23 protein-coding genes are annotated in these 17113 nt (G+C 45.4%); 15 read left to right on the plus strand and 8 right to left on the minus strand.

Features of this window, described 5'->3' with window-relative positions:
• Positions 1 to 23 precede the first annotated feature (23 nt).
• Positions 24 to 860 carry a pyrroline-5-carboxylate reductase gene (proC, locus tag WA279_RS03030; RefSeq protein ID WP_216998749.1) on the minus strand — a complete coding sequence of 279 codons (837 nt, stop codon included), beginning with the start codon at positions 858 to 860 and terminating at the stop codon, positions 24 to 26.
• A 404-nt stretch (positions 861 to 1264) separates the two neighbouring features.
• On the opposite strand from proC, the gene WA279_RS03035 reads away from it, so the two are divergent.
• From WA279_RS03035 to WA279_RS03055, 5 genes are all read left to right on the plus strand, one after another.
• Entirely contained in the window at positions 1265 to 2224 is a 960-nt protein-coding gene (locus WA279_RS03035; RefSeq protein WP_336154230.1) for an MBL fold metallo-hydrolase, read from the plus strand.
• 5 nt (positions 2225 to 2229) lie between these two features.
• A complete protein-coding gene (locus WA279_RS03040; protein WP_015483409.1) occupies positions 2230 to 3009 on the plus strand; it encodes an SDR family oxidoreductase in 780 nt (259 codons plus the stop codon).
• A gap of 75 nt (positions 3010 to 3084) precedes the next feature.
• Positions 3085 to 4431: a D-serine ammonia-lyase gene (gene dsdA / locus WA279_RS03045; RefSeq protein WP_336154231.1), complete on the plus strand. Its 1347-nt coding sequence runs from the start codon at positions 3085 to 3087 to the stop codon at positions 4429 to 4431.
• Between the two features lie 71 nt (positions 4432 to 4502).
• Positions 4503 to 5462 carry a type I pantothenate kinase gene (coaA, locus tag WA279_RS03050; protein WP_003245966.1) on the plus strand — a complete coding sequence of 320 codons (960 nt, stop codon included), beginning with the start codon at positions 4503 to 4505 and terminating at the stop codon, positions 5460 to 5462.
• Between the two features lie 4 nt (positions 5463 to 5466).
• Positions 5467 to 5853 carry a VOC family protein gene (locus WA279_RS03055; protein WP_327829330.1) on the plus strand — a complete coding sequence of 129 codons (387 nt, stop codon included), beginning with the start codon at positions 5467 to 5469 and terminating at the stop codon, positions 5851 to 5853.
• Here the strand turns inward: WA279_RS03055 and WA279_RS03060 are convergent.
• From WA279_RS03060 to WA279_RS03070, 3 genes are all read right to left on the minus strand, one after another.
• Positions 5850 to 6008, minus strand: coding sequence for a hypothetical protein (locus tag WA279_RS03060; RefSeq protein ID WP_335388684.1), 159 nt, complete (start codon positions 6006 to 6008; stop codon positions 5850 to 5852). The genes WA279_RS03055 and WA279_RS03060 overlap by 4 nt on opposite strands.
• A gap of 29 nt (positions 6009 to 6037) precedes the next feature.
• On the minus strand, positions 6038 to 7291 hold the full coding sequence (locus WA279_RS03065; protein WP_336154233.1) for an MDR family MFS transporter: 1254 nt from the start codon (positions 7289 to 7291) through the stop codon (positions 6038 to 6040).
• Between the two features lie 543 nt (positions 7292 to 7834).
• On the minus strand, positions 7835 to 8041 hold the full coding sequence (locus WA279_RS03070) for a YqzH family protein (RefSeq protein WP_095431485.1): 207 nt from the start codon (positions 8039 to 8041) through the stop codon (positions 7835 to 7837).
• 165 nt (positions 8042 to 8206) lie between these two features.
• On the opposite strand from WA279_RS03070, the gene WA279_RS03075 reads away from it, so the two are divergent.
• The 7 genes from WA279_RS03075 (at position 8207) to WA279_RS03105 (ending at position 12385) form a co-directional block, all read left to right on the plus strand.
• Positions 8207 to 9445, plus strand: coding sequence for a DNA polymerase IV (locus WA279_RS03075; RefSeq protein WP_072175567.1), 1239 nt, complete (start codon positions 8207 to 8209; stop codon positions 9443 to 9445).
• A complete protein-coding gene (locus WA279_RS03080; RefSeq protein WP_003230403.1) occupies positions 9442 to 9780 on the plus strand; it encodes a YolD-like family protein in 339 nt (112 codons plus the stop codon). The genes WA279_RS03075 and WA279_RS03080 overlap by 4 nt, the downstream gene beginning before the upstream one ends.
• A 184-nt stretch (positions 9781 to 9964) precedes the next feature.
• On the plus strand, positions 9965 to 10435 hold the full coding sequence (locus tag WA279_RS03085; protein ID WP_015384025.1) for a GNAT family N-acetyltransferase: 471 nt from the start codon (positions 9965 to 9967) through the stop codon (positions 10433 to 10435).
• Positions 10436 to 10444: 9 nt separating this feature from the next.
• Positions 10445 to 10789, plus strand: a complete 345-nt coding sequence (locus tag WA279_RS03090) for an antibiotic biosynthesis monooxygenase family protein (protein ID WP_003230407.1) — start codon at positions 10445 to 10447, stop codon at positions 10787 to 10789.
• The gene (locus WA279_RS03095) at positions 10782 to 11813 is read left to right on the plus strand and encodes a bifunctional GNAT family N-acetyltransferase/GrpB family protein (protein WP_336154240.1); all 1032 of its coding nucleotides are present in this window, start codon (positions 10782 to 10784) and stop codon (positions 11811 to 11813) included. The genes WA279_RS03090 and WA279_RS03095 overlap by 8 nt, the downstream gene beginning before the upstream one ends.
• The gene (locus WA279_RS03100) at positions 11810 to 12133 is read left to right on the plus strand and encodes an iron-sulfur cluster biosynthesis family protein (RefSeq protein ID WP_003226552.1); all 324 of its coding nucleotides are present in this window, start codon (positions 11810 to 11812) and stop codon (positions 12131 to 12133) included. The genes WA279_RS03095 and WA279_RS03100 overlap by 4 nt, the downstream gene beginning before the upstream one ends.
• 12 nt (positions 12134 to 12145) lie before the next feature.
• Positions 12146 to 12385, plus strand: coding sequence for a YqkC family protein (locus tag WA279_RS03105; RefSeq protein ID WP_003230411.1), 240 nt, complete (start codon positions 12146 to 12148; stop codon positions 12383 to 12385).
• Between the two features lie 39 nt (positions 12386 to 12424).
• Here the strand turns inward: WA279_RS03105 and WA279_RS03110 are convergent, their stop codons facing one another.
• Positions 12425 to 13342, minus strand: a complete 918-nt coding sequence (locus WA279_RS03110) for an alpha/beta hydrolase (RefSeq protein ID WP_085186438.1) — start codon at positions 13340 to 13342, stop codon at positions 12425 to 12427.
• Positions 13343 to 13502: 160 nt separating this feature from the next.
• Between WA279_RS03110 and WA279_RS03115 the strand changes: the two genes are divergently transcribed.
• Positions 13503 to 13727, plus strand: a complete 225-nt coding sequence (locus WA279_RS03115) for a YqkE family protein (RefSeq protein ID WP_003230416.1) — start codon at positions 13503 to 13505, stop codon at positions 13725 to 13727.
• Between the two features lie 31 nt (positions 13728 to 13758).
• Here the strand turns inward: WA279_RS03115 and WA279_RS03120 are convergent, their stop codons facing one another.
• Together WA279_RS03120 and mciZ are read right to left on the minus strand one after the other, a co-directional pair.
• Entirely contained in the window at positions 13759 to 14679 is a 921-nt protein-coding gene (locus WA279_RS03120) for an aldo/keto reductase (protein ID WP_167408268.1), read from the minus strand.
• A 62-nt stretch (positions 14680 to 14741) separates the two neighbouring features.
• Positions 14742 to 14864 carry a Z-ring formation inhibitor MciZ gene (gene mciZ / locus WA279_RS03125; RefSeq protein ID WP_003230420.1) on the minus strand — a complete coding sequence of 41 codons (123 nt, stop codon included), beginning with the start codon at positions 14862 to 14864 and terminating at the stop codon, positions 14742 to 14744.
• Positions 14865 to 14938: 74 nt separating this feature from the next.
• On the opposite strand from mciZ, the gene nudF reads away from it, so the two are divergent.
• Positions 14939 to 15496, plus strand: a complete 558-nt coding sequence (nudF, locus tag WA279_RS03130; protein ID WP_251187842.1) for an ADP-ribose pyrophosphatase — start codon at positions 14939 to 14941, stop codon at positions 15494 to 15496.
• Positions 15493 to 16656, plus strand: coding sequence for a TIGR00375 family protein (locus WA279_RS03135; RefSeq protein ID WP_336154242.1), 1164 nt, complete (start codon positions 15493 to 15495; stop codon positions 16654 to 16656). Before nudF ends, WA279_RS03135 begins: the two co-directional genes overlap by 4 nt.
• An 8-nt stretch (positions 16657 to 16664) precedes the next feature.
• On the opposite strand, the gene ansR is transcribed toward WA279_RS03135, so the two are convergent.
• A complete protein-coding gene (gene ansR, locus WA279_RS03140) occupies positions 16665 to 17015 on the minus strand; it encodes an HTH-type transcriptional regulator AnsR (RefSeq protein ID WP_004399024.1) in 351 nt (116 codons plus the stop codon).
• Positions 17016 to 17113 lie beyond the last annotated feature (98 nt).

A 17113-nucleotide genomic window follows, 5' to 3' on the forward strand; every position in this document is an offset into this window, starting at 1 on the left:
TGCCTTCTGTTTTTGTCTTACATCTAAGAATGTCTCTCTAAGGCGGCACCGGCAAACTGTTCTTTGATTTCTGCGCTCCGTTTAGCTGTTTCTTCAATACAGTGAATAATTGCTTCTTCAAAGCGGGAGTCCTGTAAAGCGCGAAGACCTGCCTCTGTAGTGCCCCCAGGACTGGTGATTTCTTTACGTAGCTTTTCCGGCTGTTTGCCGCTTTGGAGGAGCATATCTGTTGCCCCTGCCATTGTCTGCAAAATGAGTGCTTTTGCCGTTTCTTTATCTAATCCTACTTTTTGTGCCGCTTTTTCCATCGCCTCAATATAACGATACACATAGGCCGGGCCGCTGCCTGCGATTGCAGTGACAGCGTCAAGATGCCGCTCCTCAACCAGTGTTGCATCACCGATTGTTTCCAATAGAGCTTTTGCGGCACTAATATCATTCTGGCTTGCTTCAGCGCTTACGGAAAATCCGGTTGCTGATTTTCTGATTGCCGCTGATGTATTAGGCATGACGCGAATGACCGGGAGCTTTCTGCCAAAATAATGCTGAATGGTTTCGATGGTAAGGCCTGCAAGTACTGAAATGACAAGCTGGTCCTTGATATACGGCCGGATGCTGTCGATGCTTTCCGCCGCGTCTTTCGGTTTGAAAGCGAGGATAATGATATCGGTGTGAGTGAAAAACTCATTTTTATCTCTGCATGGACGCACGCCGTACGTTTCCTTTAATTCAATCAGACGCTCGTCATTTGAGCGATTTGTAATATAGATATGTTCTGGTTTTGTGATGCCGCTCTGCAAAATGCCGTTGATCATTGCTTCTGCCATTGACCCGGCGCCGACAAATCCTATCTTTTTCATTGATATCCTCCTTCTATCAGAACAACAAAAAAACCTTTTCATCACGTAAAGGACGAAAAGGTTCGCGGTACCACCCTCATTAGCACAAATTGTGCTCAGCTCAAATCCCGTAACGCGGGAAACGTTTAGGTTTTCCTAACCGCGACTTAAGGGCAGGTTCTACAAACAAGCGGGCCGCAACACCTTTCAGCCGGGGGTATCGCTCTCTTAGGCCATTGCCTTGTATACTATTCCTCGTCATAGCGTTCCAATGGTTCTCGTTTTAGTTTGTTGTTCATTATGCAATGGCGGACAAGCTAATGTCAATAGCTTTTTCAAAAAGGTTTGTTCTCATTCTGCAATAATGACACAAGACCGAGAAAAAGCTAAAATATGAATAATGAATGAAGACAAGGAGCGAAAGGATGACAACTGAAGATGTAATTGCGATCCGCGTCCCGACGCCGTTTGCTGTCGGCGATGTTATCGTTTACCTCGTAAAAGGTGATGCGCTGACACTTATCGATGCCGGGCCGAATACAAAAGAGGCTGCCAGAGCCCTACAAGAGCAGCTTGCCGCTGTAAATGTGAAAATGTCAGATATCGAGCAGGTTGTACTAACTCACCATCATGCTGACCATGCAGGCTTGCTTGATGTCTTTTCAGATGAAATCGAAGTGATTGGGCATGCGTTCAACGAACCTTATATCAGCCGAAATCAAGCCTTTATGGATTGGCAAAAACGTTTTTTTCAAAAGCTGCTGCCTGAATTAGGCGTTCCATTTGATACGGGGAAGGCGGAAAAGCTGATTCGGTCAGCGTACGCATTTTCCTGTACGAGATCTCTGACAAAATCAATCAGAGAAGGTATGGGCATAGATGGGCTTGAGGGCTGGTCTGTGTTGGAGATGCCTGGACATGCTGAATCGCATATCGTTCTGTTCCATGAAAAAAGCGGAAGGATGCTTGGCGGCGATCTACTGCTGGCCAACAGCTCGTCTAATCCGATTTTGGAAGCGCCGAAAACGGGAGACGTCAGGTCAAAACCTTTAGTGGATTATCAGCGGTCATTGCGAAGGCTGTCTCAACTTGATCCAACAATCGTATTTCCTGGTCACGGCGAGCCTATCACCAGTGTACAAGCGCTGATTGAGAAGCGTTTTGACAAGCAGAGGAACAGGACGGAGGATGTGCGTCGCATGCTGGATGAAAAGCCGATGACCGCTTTTCAGGTCTGTCAGCAGCTTTTTCCTGCTGTATATGAAAAGGAATTGTTTTTAACGATGTCAGAAACGGCAGGTCACCTTGATGTGTTGGAGGCTGAAGAAGCCATCACGTCATATTGGGAAGGAAATACCGCATACTTTAAAACAATGAAGAGGTGAAATGGGTGAAACATATAGCGGGAAAAAGGATTTGGATAACCGGCGCTTCAGGAGGGCTTGGTGAAAGAATCGCATACTTATGCGCGGCTGAAGGAGCCCATGTCCTGCTGTCGGCTAGACGCGAGGATCGTTTGATAGAAATCAAAAGGAAAATAACCGAGGAATGGAGCGGACAGTGTGAGATTTTTCCTCTGGATGTCGGTCGCCTAGAGGATATCGCCCGGGTCCGCGATCAGATCGGCTCGGTTGATGTACTGATTAACAATGCAGGCTTCGGTATATTTGAAACGGTTTTAGACTCTACATTGGATGACATGAAAGCGATGTTTGATGTGAATGTCTTCGGCCTGATCGCCTGTACAAAAGCGGTGCTTCCGCAAATGCTTGAGCAAAAAAAGGGCCATATCATCAATATCGCCTCTCAAGCGGGGAAAATCGCAACACCGAAGTCGAGCCTGTATTCCGCGACCAAACATGCCGTGTTAGGTTACTCAAACGCTTTGCGGATGGAGCTTTCGGGAACCGGCATTTATGTGACAACAGTCAACCCGGGACCGATTCAGACGGACTTTTTTTCCATTGCTGATAAAGGCGGGGACTACGCCAAAAATGTCGGCCGCTGGATGCTTGATCCTGATGACGTGGCAGCTCAAATTACAGCTGCAATTTTTACGAAAAAGCGGGAGATCAATCTTCCGCGTTTAATGAATGCCGGCACTAAGCTGTATCAGCTGTTTCCAGCTCTTGTAGAAAAGCTGGCAGGACGCGCGCTCATGAAAAAATAATGATAGAACTGCCTGTGGTGGAGTGGCTTGTTTCTCACGAGGCAGTTTTTGATAGTGGAAGGGAGAGATTGTTGAATGTCATTTCATTCAGAAGTCCTTCATGCTCTGCTTAAAGATCTGTTTATTCAGAAACTGATTGATGCAGAGCCTGTATTCTGGGAAAATTCAGGCAAGAAAGAGGGGCCATTACCCCGTGCAGATGAGTGGGCAACCGAGATAAAGGAAGCGGAAAAAAGAATGCGGCGGTTTGCACCTTACATTGCCGAGGTGTTTCCTGAGACGAAAGGCGCTAAAGGAATCATCGAGTCTCCGCTTTTTGAGGTGCAGCATATGAAGGAAAAGCTGGAAGCAACATATCAGCAGCCATTTCCGGGAAGATGGCTTTTAAAGTGCGACCATGAGCTTCCGATTTCAGGATCGATTAAAGCGAGGGGCGGGATTTATGAAGTGTTAAAGCATGCTGAAAATCTCGCGCTTCAAGAAGGAATGCTTCAGGAAACCGATGATTACCGCATCTTACAGGAAGAGCGGTTTACCGGGTTTTTCTCCCGCTATTCGATTGCTGTCGGTTCGACAGGAAATCTAGGTTTAAGCATCGGCATCATCGGCGCGGCACTCGGGTTTCGCGTGACAGTGCATATGTCCGCCGATGCTAAGCAGTGGAAAAAGGATCTCCTCCGCCAAAAGGGAGTTACTGTTATGGAGTACGAAACAGATTACAGCGAAGCGGTGAACGAAGGGAGACGGCAGGCGGAACAAGATCCATTCTGTTATTTTATTGATGATGAACATTCTCGACAGCTGTTCTTAGGATATGCTGTTGCTGCAAGCCGATTAAAAACACAGCTTGACTGTATGAATATAAAGCCAAGTCTTGAGACGCCTTTGTTTGTGTATCTGCCGTGCGGAGTCGGCGGAGGACCGGGCGGTGTAGCATTTGGGCTGAAGCTTTTATACGGAGATGATGTTCATGTGTTTTTCGCAGAACCAACTCATTCACCTTGTATGCTGTTAGGGCTTTATTCAGGACTTCACGAGAAGATCTCCGTCCAGGATATCGGCCTGGATAATCAGACGGCTGCTGACGGACTTGCCGTAGGGAGGCCGTCAGGATTTGTCGGCAAGCTGATTGAACCGCTTCTGAGCGGCTGTTATACGGTAGAGGACAATACGCTTTATACTTTGCTTCATATGCTGGCTGTATCTGAAGATAAATATTTAGAGCCCTCTGCTCTTGCCGGCATGTTCGGGCCGGTTCAGCTTTTTACGACAGAAGAGGGAAGGCGCTATGCTCAGAAATATAAGATGGAACATGCCGTACATGTCGTCTGGGGAACGGGAGGAAGCATGGTTCCAAAAGATGAAATGGCTGCGTATAACCGAATCGGTGCTGATTTGCTAAAAAAACGAAATGAAAAATAAGCAGACAGTGAAAAGGTTTTCCGTTACAATCTTTGTAAGGGTTTTAACCTACAGAGAGTCAGGTGTAAACAGTGAAAAATAAAGAACTTAACCTACATACTTTATATACACAGCACAATCGGGAGTCTTGGTCTGGTTTTGGGGGGCATTTGTCGATTGCTGTATCTGAAGAAGAGGCAAAAGCTGTGGAAGGATTGAATGATTATCTATCTGTTGAAGAAGTGGAGACGATCTATATTCCGCTTGTTCGCTTGCTTCATTTACATGTCAAGTCTGCGGCTGAACGCAATAAGCATGTCAATGTTTTTTTGAAGCACCCACATTCAGCCAAAATTCCGTTTATTATCGGCATTGCCGGCAGTGTCGCAGTCGGAAAAAGCACGACGGCGCGGATCTTGCAGAAGCTGCTTTCGCGTTTGCCTGACCGTCCAAAAGTGAGCCTTATCACGACAGATGGTTTTTTATTTCCTACTGCCGAGCTGAAAAAGAAAAATATGATGTCTAGAAAAGGTTTTCCTGAAAGCTATGATGTAAAGGCGCTGCTTGAGTTTTTGAATGACTTAAAATCAGGAAAGGACAGCGTAAAGGCCCCGGTGTATTCCCATCTAACCTATGACCGCGAGGAAGGTGTGTTCGAGGTTGTAGAACAGGCGGATATTGTGATTATTGAAGGCATTAATGTTCTTCAGTCGCCCACCTTGGAGGATGACCGGGAAAACCCGCGTATTTTTGTTTCCGATTTCTTTGATTTTTCGATTTATGTGGATGCGGAGGAAAGCCGGATTTTCACTTGGTATTTAGAGCGTTTTCGCCTGCTTCGGGAAACTGCTTTTCAAAATCCTGATTCATATTTTCATAAATTTAAAGACTTGTCCGATCAGGAGGCTGACGAGATGGCAGCCTCGATTTGGGAGAGTGTCAACCGGCCGAATTTATATGAAAATATTTTGCCGACTAAATTCAGGTCAGATCTCATTTTGCGTAAGGGAGACGGGCATAAGGTCGAGGAAGTGCTGGTAAGGAGGGTATGAAATTGTGCATCATATTGAACTGTATGTCTCTGATTTGGAGGCGTCTAGGCGGTTTTGGGGCTGGTTCTTAAAAGAACTTGGCTATAAAGAGTATCAAAAATGGAGCTCAGGCATCAGCTGGAAGAAAGATCGTTTTTACCTAGTGATTGTGCAGGCGAAAGAGCCATTTCTAGAGCCGAAATACCATAGATGCCGAGTCGGTCTGAACCATCTCGCATTTCATGCTAAATCCAAGCTTCAAGTCGATCAGATGACTGAAAAATTGACGGCAAAAGGTTATCGTGTGTTGTACCGAGACAGGCATCCTTTTGCCGGAGGAGACGGGCATTATGCAGTCTTTTGTGAGGATCCAGACCGGATTAAGGTAGAGCTCGTTGCCCCAAGCTGTTAATCGTGATCTTCGGACAGGCTGTTCAGCTTTTTCTCAATGCGATCCAGCTGCGCTTTTCGGTTTTTCGCATACTTGAAGCCTGTAACAGCCGCAAAGATGACAGCGGCAAATATAATAAATACAAACAGCTGAAACATCACATCACCTATATACATGTTCTTCACCTCATGTTTGCGGGAGAGATTCATTCTCTTCCGTTTTTTATGTAAAGCTGCTTTTCCAGACGGGAACCGTGTTTTGTGGTTGCCGTTTTCATCTGCCGATAGGCGACCGCTAAAAATGGCAGTCCGAGCAGGGTAATGCCGCTCAGGACAGAAAAAATAAAAATTGGCCGGCCAGCGCCAAACAGGTCTATACATATCCCTCCGACCCAGGGGCCGATGACGTTTCCGAGCTGGGAAAAACCGATTGCCCCGAAATAAGTGCCTTTTAATCCTGGTTTTGCAATCTGGTCTACAAACAAATCCATCATAGAGAACAAAAGCACTTCGCCGATTGTAAAAGTGATGACAATCATCACAAGTGATGAAACACCGTGTGATACGGTGAAAATGGCCATGCTGATACTAACCATCACATTACCGAGCATCAGAGAACAAAGCGGCGAAAAACGTTTTGCAAAATGGACAATGGGAAATTGCGTCGCCAACACAACGATTGCGTTTAATGTCAGCATCAGCCCATACAGCTTCGTTCCATTGCCGATCAAGGGGCTCTGCGCCATATACTGAGGGAATGTGGAACTCAATTGTGAGTAGCCGAAGGTGCATAGCGTAATGCCGACCAAAGCAATGGTAAAAAGATAATCCTTTTGCGTAACCATAAACGCTTCCCGCACGCTCAAATTTCGGGGCTGGGCTGGTGCTGATAAGGATGGATGTTTTTTAAATTGGAGGGCAAGCACAATTCCGTATAGTCCGTAAATGACTGCAGGCACCAAAAAGGGCGTAGTCGATTGCGATGAGCCGAAATATAGGCCAAGCACAGGTCCGAAGACAACGCCGATATTAATAGCCGCATAGCGTAAATTAAAAACTAGCAGTCTCGTTTTTTCTTCTGTCATATCAGACAGCAAGGCCTTTGAAGCGGGCTCAAACAGTGATTTGCAAAGACCGTTTAATGCGTTAACTACAAAAAACACCCAGAGATGAGATGCCGCCGCAAAGCCTGCAAATACCAGCATCCATCCGAAAATTGATACAAGCATCATGTTTTTTCTGCCGAATTTATCTGAGATATATCCGCCGTAAAAGCTTGCGAGGATGCCGACTGATGAGCTCGCGGCGATGACCAGCCCTGCATAGGAAGCTGATGCGCCTTGGACGGCTGTCAAATAAATCGCTAAAAAAGGAATGCTCATCGATGTTGCCATTCTGCCGAAAATGGTTCCGATTATAATTGTCCAGCTGATCGGGTGGATGTCTTTCCATTTCTTCATGAATTATATTCTCTCCTGTATGTATGATCTTTCTCTATCATATATGAAAAAATTTCCTTCTCCAATAGATCGTTCAAAATATTTCGTTATTGACATGTAGTATGCCTGATTGTATGAATGGCAATATACTATGCGTTGAGGATGCGTGTGGCGGGGGTTACATCTTGAAAGAAGGAAAATGACGGGATGTCCGATGAAAAGCAAAGCGATTGGTCAGTGAGAGTGTGTTAGTTTAAGCCGCCAGGACGTAGATCATATCGGCAGTGAAACCGGCTATGAGATCAAGATGTAAGCTGAAAACCGGCATGGGCCGCATGACAGAACAAGAGAGCACATCTCTTCGAAAAAGTGTATACGCGTGATCATGGACAGCTTATTCCGTTTTGCGCGAGTTCTGAGGGGGAATTTTACGCCAGGCCATATGAATCTATGGAGCGTGAGAAAATCCTGCTTTTTCTGTAAGCCTGAGACTGTTTATTTGTTTCAGGCGGTGTTTTCAAAGTGAAGCCGCATCAGCGGCTGAAAGCACTGGCAGTCATACGTTTAAGAGAACAAGCCTTGGTTTGTGACATAGTCATAAATGATATCTTCTATATGAGCATGCAAATCCTCATCTGGTTCTTCATTCCGTCTCTCTTCTAGAGCTGCTTTCAGGCTTTGTTTTTCATACGGGCTTAACGGATCTATAGCAACGTTTCTGCCGTATTGCCGCAATGCCTGTTCCATCATTTTTTCGACAAATTTCTCCATCATGACTCTCCTATCCTTATGCTTCGCTTTTATTCTACTAAATGTTTTTCTTCTCTCAAACCCTTGGATCATATTTTCTGTCAGACAAGAATCATTTACCAGTATAAAACGAACATACTTTCGCATATAATGAAAAACGAACATAAGTTCTTTTTAGAGGTGTGTATGATGAAAGAAAAAGTGATTTTTCTCGTTGACATGCAATCGTTTTATGCATCTGTAGAGAAAGCGGAAAATCCATATTTGAAAAATAAGCCCGTCATTGTTTCGGGTGACCCTGAAAAAAGGGGCGGAGTCGTATTGGCTGCCTGCCCGCTGGCGAAACAAAAGGGTGTGGTGAATGCTTCACGGCTGTGGGAGGCGCAGGAAAAGTGTCCTGAGGCTGTTGTGCTCCGGCCGCGTATGCAGCGGTATATTGATGTATCACTGCAAATTACGGCCATTCTCGAGGAGTATACAGACCTTGTGGAGCCTTATTCTATCGATGAACAGTTCATGGACATTACAGGCAGCCAGAAGCTGTTTGGGACGCCGATGGAGATCGCGAAAAGCATTCAGGGCAGAATCATGCGGGAGATCGGCGTTTATGCACGGGTCGGAATCGGCCCTAACAAAGCGCTGGCCAAAATTGCGTGTGACAATTTTGCAAAAAAGAATACGAACGGTATTTTTACCTTAACGAAAGAAAATATGAAAACCGAAATGTGGCCGCTCCCGGTGGGCAGCATGTTTGGCGTCGGGAGCCGCATGAAGCATCATTTAAATCGAATGGGCATCAGCACGATCGGCGGGCTCGCGGCTTTTCCGCTCGATCTTTTAAAAAAGAAATGGGGCATTAACGGCCACGTGCTGTGGATGACGGCAAACGGAATCGACTATTCCCCTGTGTCAACTTCGTCTCTGGACGGGCAAAAGGCGATAGGCCATGGAATGACTCTCCCGAGAGACTACGAACACTTTGACAAAGAAATCAAGGTCGTATTGCTTGAGCTGAGTGAAGAAGTGTGCAGGCGAAGCCGAAACGCCGGGGTCATGGGGCAGACGGTGTCAGTGAGCTGCCGGGGTGCTGATTTTGATTGGCCGACGGGCTTCAACCGGCAAGTGAAGCTGGCAGAGCCGACTAATTCTACGCAGGATGTATATGAGGCTGTACGCCGGCTGTTTCTTACATTTTGGGACGGGAAACCTGTCCGCCGTCTCGGTGTCAATCTGTCTCAGCTCTCATCTGATGACATATGGCAGCTCAATTTATTTCAGGATTATGCAAAGAAAATGAGCCTAGGCTATGTGATGGACGGCATTAAAAATCGATTCGGCGACACAGCAATCATCAGGGCGGCGTCACTGACAGCGGCAGGCCAGGCATTTGAACGTGCGGCTAAAATAGGGGGGCATTATAAATGAACGATCATTTAAAAAGGGGCAACCTGCTGTGGGAAGGGAGCAGGATGTTTCTGCCGGAACATAAGCAAAGCCTGCTGGAGAGAAAGCGACTTAAACAGAAGCTGCAAAAGCCGATCCTTGACCCCGATAAGCTGGAAGAGATGAATCAAACGCTTTGCGCCGCGATGGAGTTCGCTCAGGATATCACTGTCAGCTGCTTTCAGGACGGTGAGATTGTCCGCTGCACCGGGAAGATCTGCCGGTATGAAGAGTTTGAAAAAGCAGTATGGATAAAAGGAGACGAGGATCAGCTTTATAAGCTGAGACTTGATCAAGTGCTTGATATTGTGCTGTAAAGTCTCTCCTCCTGCTTGGGGGAGAAATAGGCTAAAATGATGAAACATTGTTCCCTCGGCAGTCTGGAAACGTATGATAAAGGAAAGAAGGCATTTACAATTCCAGCCAGGCAAAATATAATTTTTATATTGTGAGAAAAAGAGCTGACATTCGTTTTGCCAGACGGAGGGAGATCAAATCGTAATGGATATTCGAACAATCACGTCTTCAGATTATGAAATGGTAACGTCTGTACTGAATGAATGGTGGGGCGGCAGACAGCTGAAAGAAAAATTGCCGAGACTATTTTTTGAGCATTTTCAGGACACAAGCTTTATTACATCCGAACATAACAGCATGACGGGATTTTTAATCGGATTTCAATCGCAATCGGATTCTGAAACGGCGTACATTCATTTTTCCGGTGTGCATCCAGATTTCAGAAAAATGCAAATTGGGAAACAATTGTATGATGTATTTATCGAAACAGTAAAACAAAGAGGCTGCACCCGGGTAAAGTGCGTCACTTCACCTGTGAATAAGGTATCAATCGCATATCACACAAAATTGGGGTTTGATATTGAAAAGGGCACCAAGACGGTAAATGGCATCTCAGTGTTTGCAAACTATGATGGCCCAGGCCAAGACAGGGTACTGTTTGTCAAAAACATATGAGGGGGAAATATGATGAATTTTTTATCAAAAACACCTGAGCCTCCTTACTATGCAGTCATTTTTTCTTCTGTCAAAAGCGAAAATGACACAGGATATGGAGAAACAGCGGAGCGGATGGTATCGCTTGCGGCGGATCAGCCTGGATTTTTAGGCGTGGAAAGCGTACGTGAAGCGGATGGAAGGGGCATCACAGTTTCCTATTGGGACAGTATGGACGCAATTAACCATTGGAGGCATCACACTGAACATCAAGCAGCAAAAGAAAAAGGAAAAAGCGTTTGGTACGAGTCGTATGCAGTCCGCGTCGCAAAAGTCGACAGACAGCGGCTGTTTCAGGAGAACACGAATGATTGAATTTCTCCAGCATAAGGAAGATACGATAGCGCGTGAGATTTTAGCCGTACAGATCCCCGCCTACATAAAGGAAACAGAGATTATCGGTTTTGACGGTATTCCCGCTTTACAAGAGAAGGTGAAGGATATTCAAGCATCCCATGAACGGTTTGCGGGATATCGGAAAAACGGCAAGCTGATCGGTGTCATTTCATATGAGAAAAACATGCATCATCTCACCATTTGCAGGCTTGTTGTGCATCCTGACGGTTTCAGAAAAGGAATTGGACGAGCACTTCTGCAATTTGTCATTGATTATAATGAAGACACTGAGAAAATCGAAGTAGTCACAGCCGAGAACAATACCCCGGCCGTGTCACTCTATACACAGGCTGGATTCCAAAAGGCAGAAACCGTCAAAGCAGCGCAGGGTCTATTGCTGTCGGTCTTTCATTTGTATCCGAAAAGAAAAGTTGAGGTCATTCTCTACAACGAAAAATGGGCAGAATGTTTCGATGAAGAAAAAGAACGGCTGAAACTTGTGTTCGGGCCGGAGATTATCGCTGTTCATCACATCGGAAGCACATCAATACCGAACATGGCAGCGAAGCCAATCATTGATATGTTAATTGAAGTCAGAAGCATTGAAGCCGTGAGCCAATTTGATGAACAAATGAAGGCTAACGGCTATACACCAAAAGGTGAGAACGGCATAGCGGGCAGGCGTTATTTCCAAAAGGGCGGAAATAAACGCACTCATCATGTCCATATGTACGAACAGGGAAACCCTGCTATTGAAAGGCATCTGTTATTCAGAGATTATCTCAGAGCTCATCCAAACATAGCGAAAGAATACGCCGTTCTCAAAAAACGGCTGGCGGCCCAGCACCCTGACAGCATCAATCAGTACATACAAGGGAAAGATGAGTGGATCAAGACTGCAGAAGAAAATGCGAAGCGGTGGAAAAAAGGCAGAAACAATGCGAATGGCAGTGTTGTATGCTACAATAGCAAAAATGATGAAAACGGGGGTTTCACCTTATGAACATACATGTGACAGATGCAGCAAAACAGGCACTGCAGCAGGCGTTTGACGCCAACCCGGGGAAAAAAGCCCAGCTTCGTTACGATGCAGAAGGATGCGGCTGCGCGGTAAGCGGTGTCCCGACAATCTGGCTGGCAGAAGAATTAACGGGACAGTGCGAGCAGCTGGAAACGAACGGCATTCCGCTGTATATCCAATCGTCGCAAAAAGTGTTTTTTGACGATCAAATGACGATCGATTACAATGAAAAAGCCAAAACATTGGCGCTGAAAAGCCCGGCTGAAATGCTCAGCCCCAGAATGAGCATATTAGTAAAGTAGGAGACGCGAAACGTGGAACAAAAGCTGAAGGCAATGAAGAACACAGCACAAAATAAAACGTGGGTATCCTTCCTGAATCAAAACCATCCCTATACCTTGCTTCACTGGTCAATTGGAGGAGCAGAGTCCATCAAGAAAGATGTCTGGCTATTGCAGGATGAAATGACCTTCGAGACGCAGGAGTTTACAACGATAGATCTTGCGATTGAATGGATAAGAGAAAATATGGATGGCATTACCGACGTTCTGTAACATAAAAAAGCGAAAGAGCCGAAGAGGCCTTTCGCTTTTTTATTCTGTTGAATCATTCATGTTGTCTAAAAACTCCTGCACTGTTTTTCGGTACGTATCCCGATTTTTGGTATATGACATGGCGTGTTCACCGTTCTCGGCAATGTACAGCGCTTTCGGCCCGCGTTTCTTTTCATAAAGCCGCTCGGTTGAAGAAACAGGAATGTAGTCATCATCCTTACTGTGAATAAAGAGGACCGGCTTTTCGATTTTATCAATGACAGCAAGCGGAGATACTTCACGTGCGCGATAGCCGCCTCTCAGCTTCAAAAAGAAGTCGGCGATAGGAAGCAGGGGCCAAGACGGGAGCCTGTATTCCGCTCTCAGCCGGTAGGCAAGCTGTTCATCAAAACATGCGAACGGACAATCGGCAATATAAAAATCAGCGCCATCGCTGCAGTGTGCACCAGCGTAAAGCAGGGCGGTCACAGCTCCCATCGACTCACCGTGAATTCCGATCAATCCGCGATGATTTGTTTTGTTTTTGAGCCAGCTGACAACCTTATTGAGATCATCCTTTTCGTAAAACCCGTAGCTGGTCGTCTTTCCGCCGCTTTGGCCATGCCGGCGGTGGTCATAAATGAGCACATTCCAGCCGAGATCTAGAAATAAATGCATATACTTAAGAGAATTCAGCACATTCATGGTTACCCCGTGGCAGATGATGATGGTATTTGGTGTGTCATGCGGTGCGACATGGTATCCTTTTATGTCGTACCCGTAAGCGGATGGTATCACAAAAGCGGTTTTCTCCATTTGTTCAAATGATTCAAACACATCATGTCCGTCGTCTGTCTCTCTTTTGATAATGTCTTCATCCGTTTTTTTCTTGATGTATAGAATCATATTCGAAAAAACAATTCCGATTGCGATGACAGCTGTTACGAGAGCGCCAATGGCCAAAAAGATTTTCTTCAACAAGTCACAGCACCTTTCAACTAAATATAGGTAATTCGTGTTTAAAATCATTATACCTAAACACTGCTTCGCTGAGAAAGTAATCAGAAGAGAGTCTGCTTGTTCAGTGTATATGCTCCGTGATAAACTGTCTTCAAAACAAAACATGGGGGAAGTCTGAATGAAAAAACAAAAATCCGCTGACAAACACCAGCTAAAAGACGGCCTTCAATCCGATATCAAAGCAAAGCTTATGGAGATGAAGAGCCAATTGAAGGAAGAGGATGAAAAGAGGCAGGAAAGAGAAAAAGCAGAACAGATTAGAAAGAAAAAAGAGATCGAAAAAAATAAGAGCTTTGAAGAACTCCTAAATGAAAGCCAAATGGATTGGCATCAATATAAATAAACCAGCACCCGTACAGGTGCTGGTTTTTCTGCTATGAGCGATGAGCTTTGTAAATGTCTTGTTTCGTATGAGATTGGAGCGCTTTGATTTCCTCTTCGGTTAAACGCCGTGCATTTGCTGCCTGAATATTTTCCCGTAACTGCTCAATCTTACTGGCGCCTGTAATCACTGAAGCGACAGCCGGCTGTGCTAGCAGATACTGCAGCGACTTTTCTGTCATGGAAAGATCGGGAGCCACTTCCTCCATTGCCTTGCGTGCATTTGTCAGTTCCTCGAATGAATAGGACAAGTACCCGTTTTGTTTCATGCTGTCTGAAGCTTGATCAAGCGGTTTTTCAGTTAAGAGCCCTTTGGCAACAGGACCTCTGGCGACTACGCTGATTTGATGTTCCTCTAAAAGCGGGAGCCATTCCTCAGGGCGTCTGTCAAACAGGCTGAATTGCATCATAATGCTGACGATGTTTGATTTTTTTACATATTCTTTAATCACATTCGGGCGGATGGAAGAAATGCCGTAGTAGCGGATGACACCTTCTTGTTTTAATTCCTCAAACGCTTCAATCGTTTCATCAATGTTGTCCTCTATCGTGCCGCCGTGGAGCTGATAAAGGTCGATATAATCTGTTTTCAGCCGTGTAAGGCTCTTTTTTACCGCCTCTTTTATGTAAGCTTTTGAAGGGTCCCAATACCAGCCCTCGCTTCCGTCATCCCAACGGTTTCCCGCTTTTGTTGCCAGAATAATATCCTGGCGTCTGTTTTGGATCGCATCACCGACAATTTCTTCGTTGCGTCCCCGGTCATACAAATCCGCTGTATCCAAATAGTTGATGCCAAGCTCGATCGCTTCATCCAGAATGGACAAAGCTTGGTTTTTTTCAGTTCCAAGAGACATACAGCCGAGTCCGACTTCACTAATGTCTAAATCAGATGTACCCAATTTGCGCTTTCTCATGTGCACACTCCTTTTTTAGGCTTTGTATTGACCGTAATATAAAGGAGCTAAAGTTTCAACTTTTATGGCTTTGAGATCCAATCTTTCACATATTGAAATGTGCGTCCATACTCTTTTAACTTCGCCCGAATTTCCCATGCTTTTCCGACTAAGACAACACCTTTTGGCATGCGGTGCACTTTCACGAAGAAGCCCCCTTTTGCTCTAGTATGATAAAATGTATGGGGCATCATATAGAGACAGAACGGGAGATGAAGAAATGAAATCATTAGAAGAAAAAACAATTGCCAAAGAACAGATCTTTTCGGGTAAAGTCATTGATCTTTTTGTCGAGGATGTAGAGCTGCCAAACGGCAAAGCCAGTAAACGTGAAATTGTGAAACACCCTGGAGCTGTAGCGGTACTAGCCGTCACAGATGAAGGGAAAATCATCATGGTCAAACAATTCCGTAAGCCGCTTGAGCGGACGATCGTTGAAATTCCGGCCGGTAAGCTTGAAAAAGGTGAGGAGCCGGAGTATACGGCACTTCGGGAACTTGAAGAGGAAACCGGTTATACAGCAAAAAAACTGACAAAAATAACTGCGTTTTATACATCACCCGGATTTGCAGATGAGATCGTTCACGTTTTTCTTGCTGAGGAGCTTTCTGTGCTTGAAGAAAAACGGGAGCTTGATGAGGACGAGTTTGTTGAAGTGATGGAGGTGACGCTTGAAGATGCGCTAAAGCTGGTTGAATCGCGTGAAGTATATGATGCTAAAACAGCCTACGCGATTCAGTATCTTCAACTGAAAGAAGCGCTCCAAGCACAAAAATGAAAAAGATTTACGCGGATTTGCACATTCATATCGGCCGGACCTTTACAGGAAGGGCTGTCAAAATAACAGGCGCCAAAACATTAACGCTGGACAGAATTTTGGTTGAAGCCAGTGAACATAAAGGAATTGAACTCCTCGGCATTATCGACTGTCATTCTCCGGAAGTCATTCTAGAGCTTGAGGAAGGCATTTCATCTGGAAAATATCGCGAGCTTGATGGGGGAGGAATCCGTTATCGCAGCACGACTCTTTTATTGGGGAGCGAGCTGGAGATTTATGATGAAGCCTGCAGCGGACCGATCCATGTGCTCGTATTTATGCCGACGCTGGCTGATATGAAACAGTTTTCAAACTGGCTGTCAGCCCGGCTGAAAAATATTCATTTAAGCTCGCAGCGGATTTATGAAACGGGCTTAAACCTGCAAAAAAAAGTGCAGGATATGGGCGGCTTGTTTATCCCCGCCCATATCTTTACGCCGCATAAAAGCTTATATGGAAAAGGGGTTAAATCAAGCTTAACTGAGGTTTTTGATCCATCTATGATAGACGCGGTGGAGCTTGGATTAAGCTGTGATACAGACATGGCATCACACGTATCGCAATTGAATCCGTATCCTTTTTTAACAAATTCTGATGCGCATTCGTTGGGGAAAATCGGCAGAGAATATAATGAACTATATGTGCAGTCAGCTGATTTTACTGAATTTGCTCTTGCATTAAAGGGACAAGATGACAGGAAAATTATCGCAAATTATGGCTTGGACCCGTTATTGGGGAAATATTATCAGACGGCTTGCGAAGCGTGCGGAGAGCCTGCTGTAAGCGGGGAAACAGCGTGCGCGAATTGCGGAAATGCCAGATTTACCAAGGGAGTCAGCGAAAGATTGCGTGAATTGAGTGATCAGCTTGAAGTTCGCGTCCCGCGTCCGCGATATGTACATCAGATCCCGCTGCAATTTGTTCCGGGTGTAGGCCCGAAAACGCTGGACAAACTAAAAAAAGCCTTCGGAACAGAAATGGCTGTTCTTTACGAGGCTGCAGAAGAAGATTTGGCTCGCGTTGTCCCGCCGAAAACCGCGGCGCTTATCGTAAAAGCGAGATCCGGAAAACTGGAATTGAAAGCCGGAGGAGGAGGAACCTACGGTAAAATTAAACCGTGAGTTAAAGATTAACTCAGTTCCTCCTGTACTTTTCTTTTTGTGCGTATAAAGGTAATCAGCTGGATGATTTCATCTTCACTCAGCGGCTGGCCATCAACAGAAATGGTAAAGTCAAGGCTGCTCCACGTGGCCAATTCTATGGCCTGAGGAGCAGTCTGCTTTTGTTTCTCGCGGCCTAAAAGTTCATCGCAGGTTGTGTCAAAGAGGTCAGCCAGCATGGCGAGCGCTTCAAGTGAAGGCCGTCGGTAGCCTGACTCGTAGCCGGCATATGTGCTTTTTGCGATACCGAGAAGGTCAGCTGTATATTGAAGCGACCAATTTTTCTTTTTTCTCAATTCAGTTAAACGATCTAGATTCATGAACTTCCGCTCCTTTTTCACCTTGAGCTGATTATATCATATAGGTATTAGGAAGTGTACGCGAATTGAATAATAATGTCTTGCGTATTTTATTTTCC

The organism is Bacillus sp. 204(2023) (genome assembly GCF_037027505.1).
In the GTDB taxonomy this organism is placed as follows: Bacteria; Bacillota; Bacilli; order Bacillales; family Bacillaceae; genus Bacillus; species Bacillus subtilis.

Bases quoted from the DNA above. Each gene is read 5' to 3' on its own strand.
- proC (WP_216998749.1), bottom strand. From the start codon at position 860: ATGAAAAAGATAGGATTTGTCGGCGCCGGGTCAATGGCAGAAGCAATG.
- WA279_RS03035 (WP_336154230.1), top strand. From the start codon at position 1,265: ATGACAACTGAAGATGTAATTGCGATCCGCGTCCCGACGCCGTTTGCT.
- dsdA (WP_336154231.1), top strand. From the start codon at position 3,085: ATGTCATTTCATTCAGAAGTCCTTCATGCTCTGCTTAAAGATCTGTTT.
- WA279_RS03060 (WP_335388684.1), bottom strand. From the start codon at position 6,008: ATGTATATAGGTGATGTGATGTTTCAGCTGTTTGTATTTATTATATTT.
- WA279_RS03065 (WP_336154233.1), bottom strand. From the start codon at position 7,291: ATGAAGAAATGGAAAGACATCCACCCGATCAGCTGGACAATTATAATC.
- WA279_RS03070 (WP_095431485.1), bottom strand. From the start codon at position 8,041: ATGGAGAAATTTGTCGAAAAAATGATGGAACAGGCATTGCGGCAATAC.
- WA279_RS03075 (WP_072175567.1), top strand. From the start codon at position 8,207: ATGATGAAAGAAAAAGTGATTTTTCTCGTTGACATGCAATCGTTTTAT.
- WA279_RS03080 (WP_003230403.1), top strand. From the start codon at position 9,442: ATGAACGATCATTTAAAAAGGGGCAACCTGCTGTGGGAAGGGAGCAGG.
- WA279_RS03085 (WP_015384025.1), top strand. From the start codon at position 9,965: ATGGATATTCGAACAATCACGTCTTCAGATTATGAAATGGTAACGTCT.
- WA279_RS03090 (WP_003230407.1), top strand. From the start codon at position 10,445: ATGATGAATTTTTTATCAAAAACACCTGAGCCTCCTTACTATGCAGTC.
- WA279_RS03095 (WP_336154240.1), top strand. From the start codon at position 10,782: ATGATTGAATTTCTCCAGCATAAGGAAGATACGATAGCGCGTGAGATT.
- WA279_RS03100 (WP_003226552.1), top strand. From the start codon at position 11,810: ATGAACATACATGTGACAGATGCAGCAAAACAGGCACTGCAGCAGGCG.
- WA279_RS03115 (WP_003230416.1), top strand. From the start codon at position 13,503: ATGAAAAAACAAAAATCCGCTGACAAACACCAGCTAAAAGACGGCCTT.
- WA279_RS03120 (WP_167408268.1), bottom strand. From the start codon at position 14,679: ATGAGAAAGCGCAAATTGGGTACATCTGATTTAGACATTAGTGAAGTC.
- nudF (WP_251187842.1), top strand. From the start codon at position 14,939: ATGAAATCATTAGAAGAAAAAACAATTGCCAAAGAACAGATCTTTTCG.
- WA279_RS03135 (WP_336154242.1), top strand. From the start codon at position 15,493: ATGAAAAAGATTTACGCGGATTTGCACATTCATATCGGCCGGACCTTT.
- ansR (WP_004399024.1), bottom strand. From the start codon at position 17,015: ATGAATCTAGATCGTTTAACTGAATTGAGAAAAAAGAAAAATTGGTCG.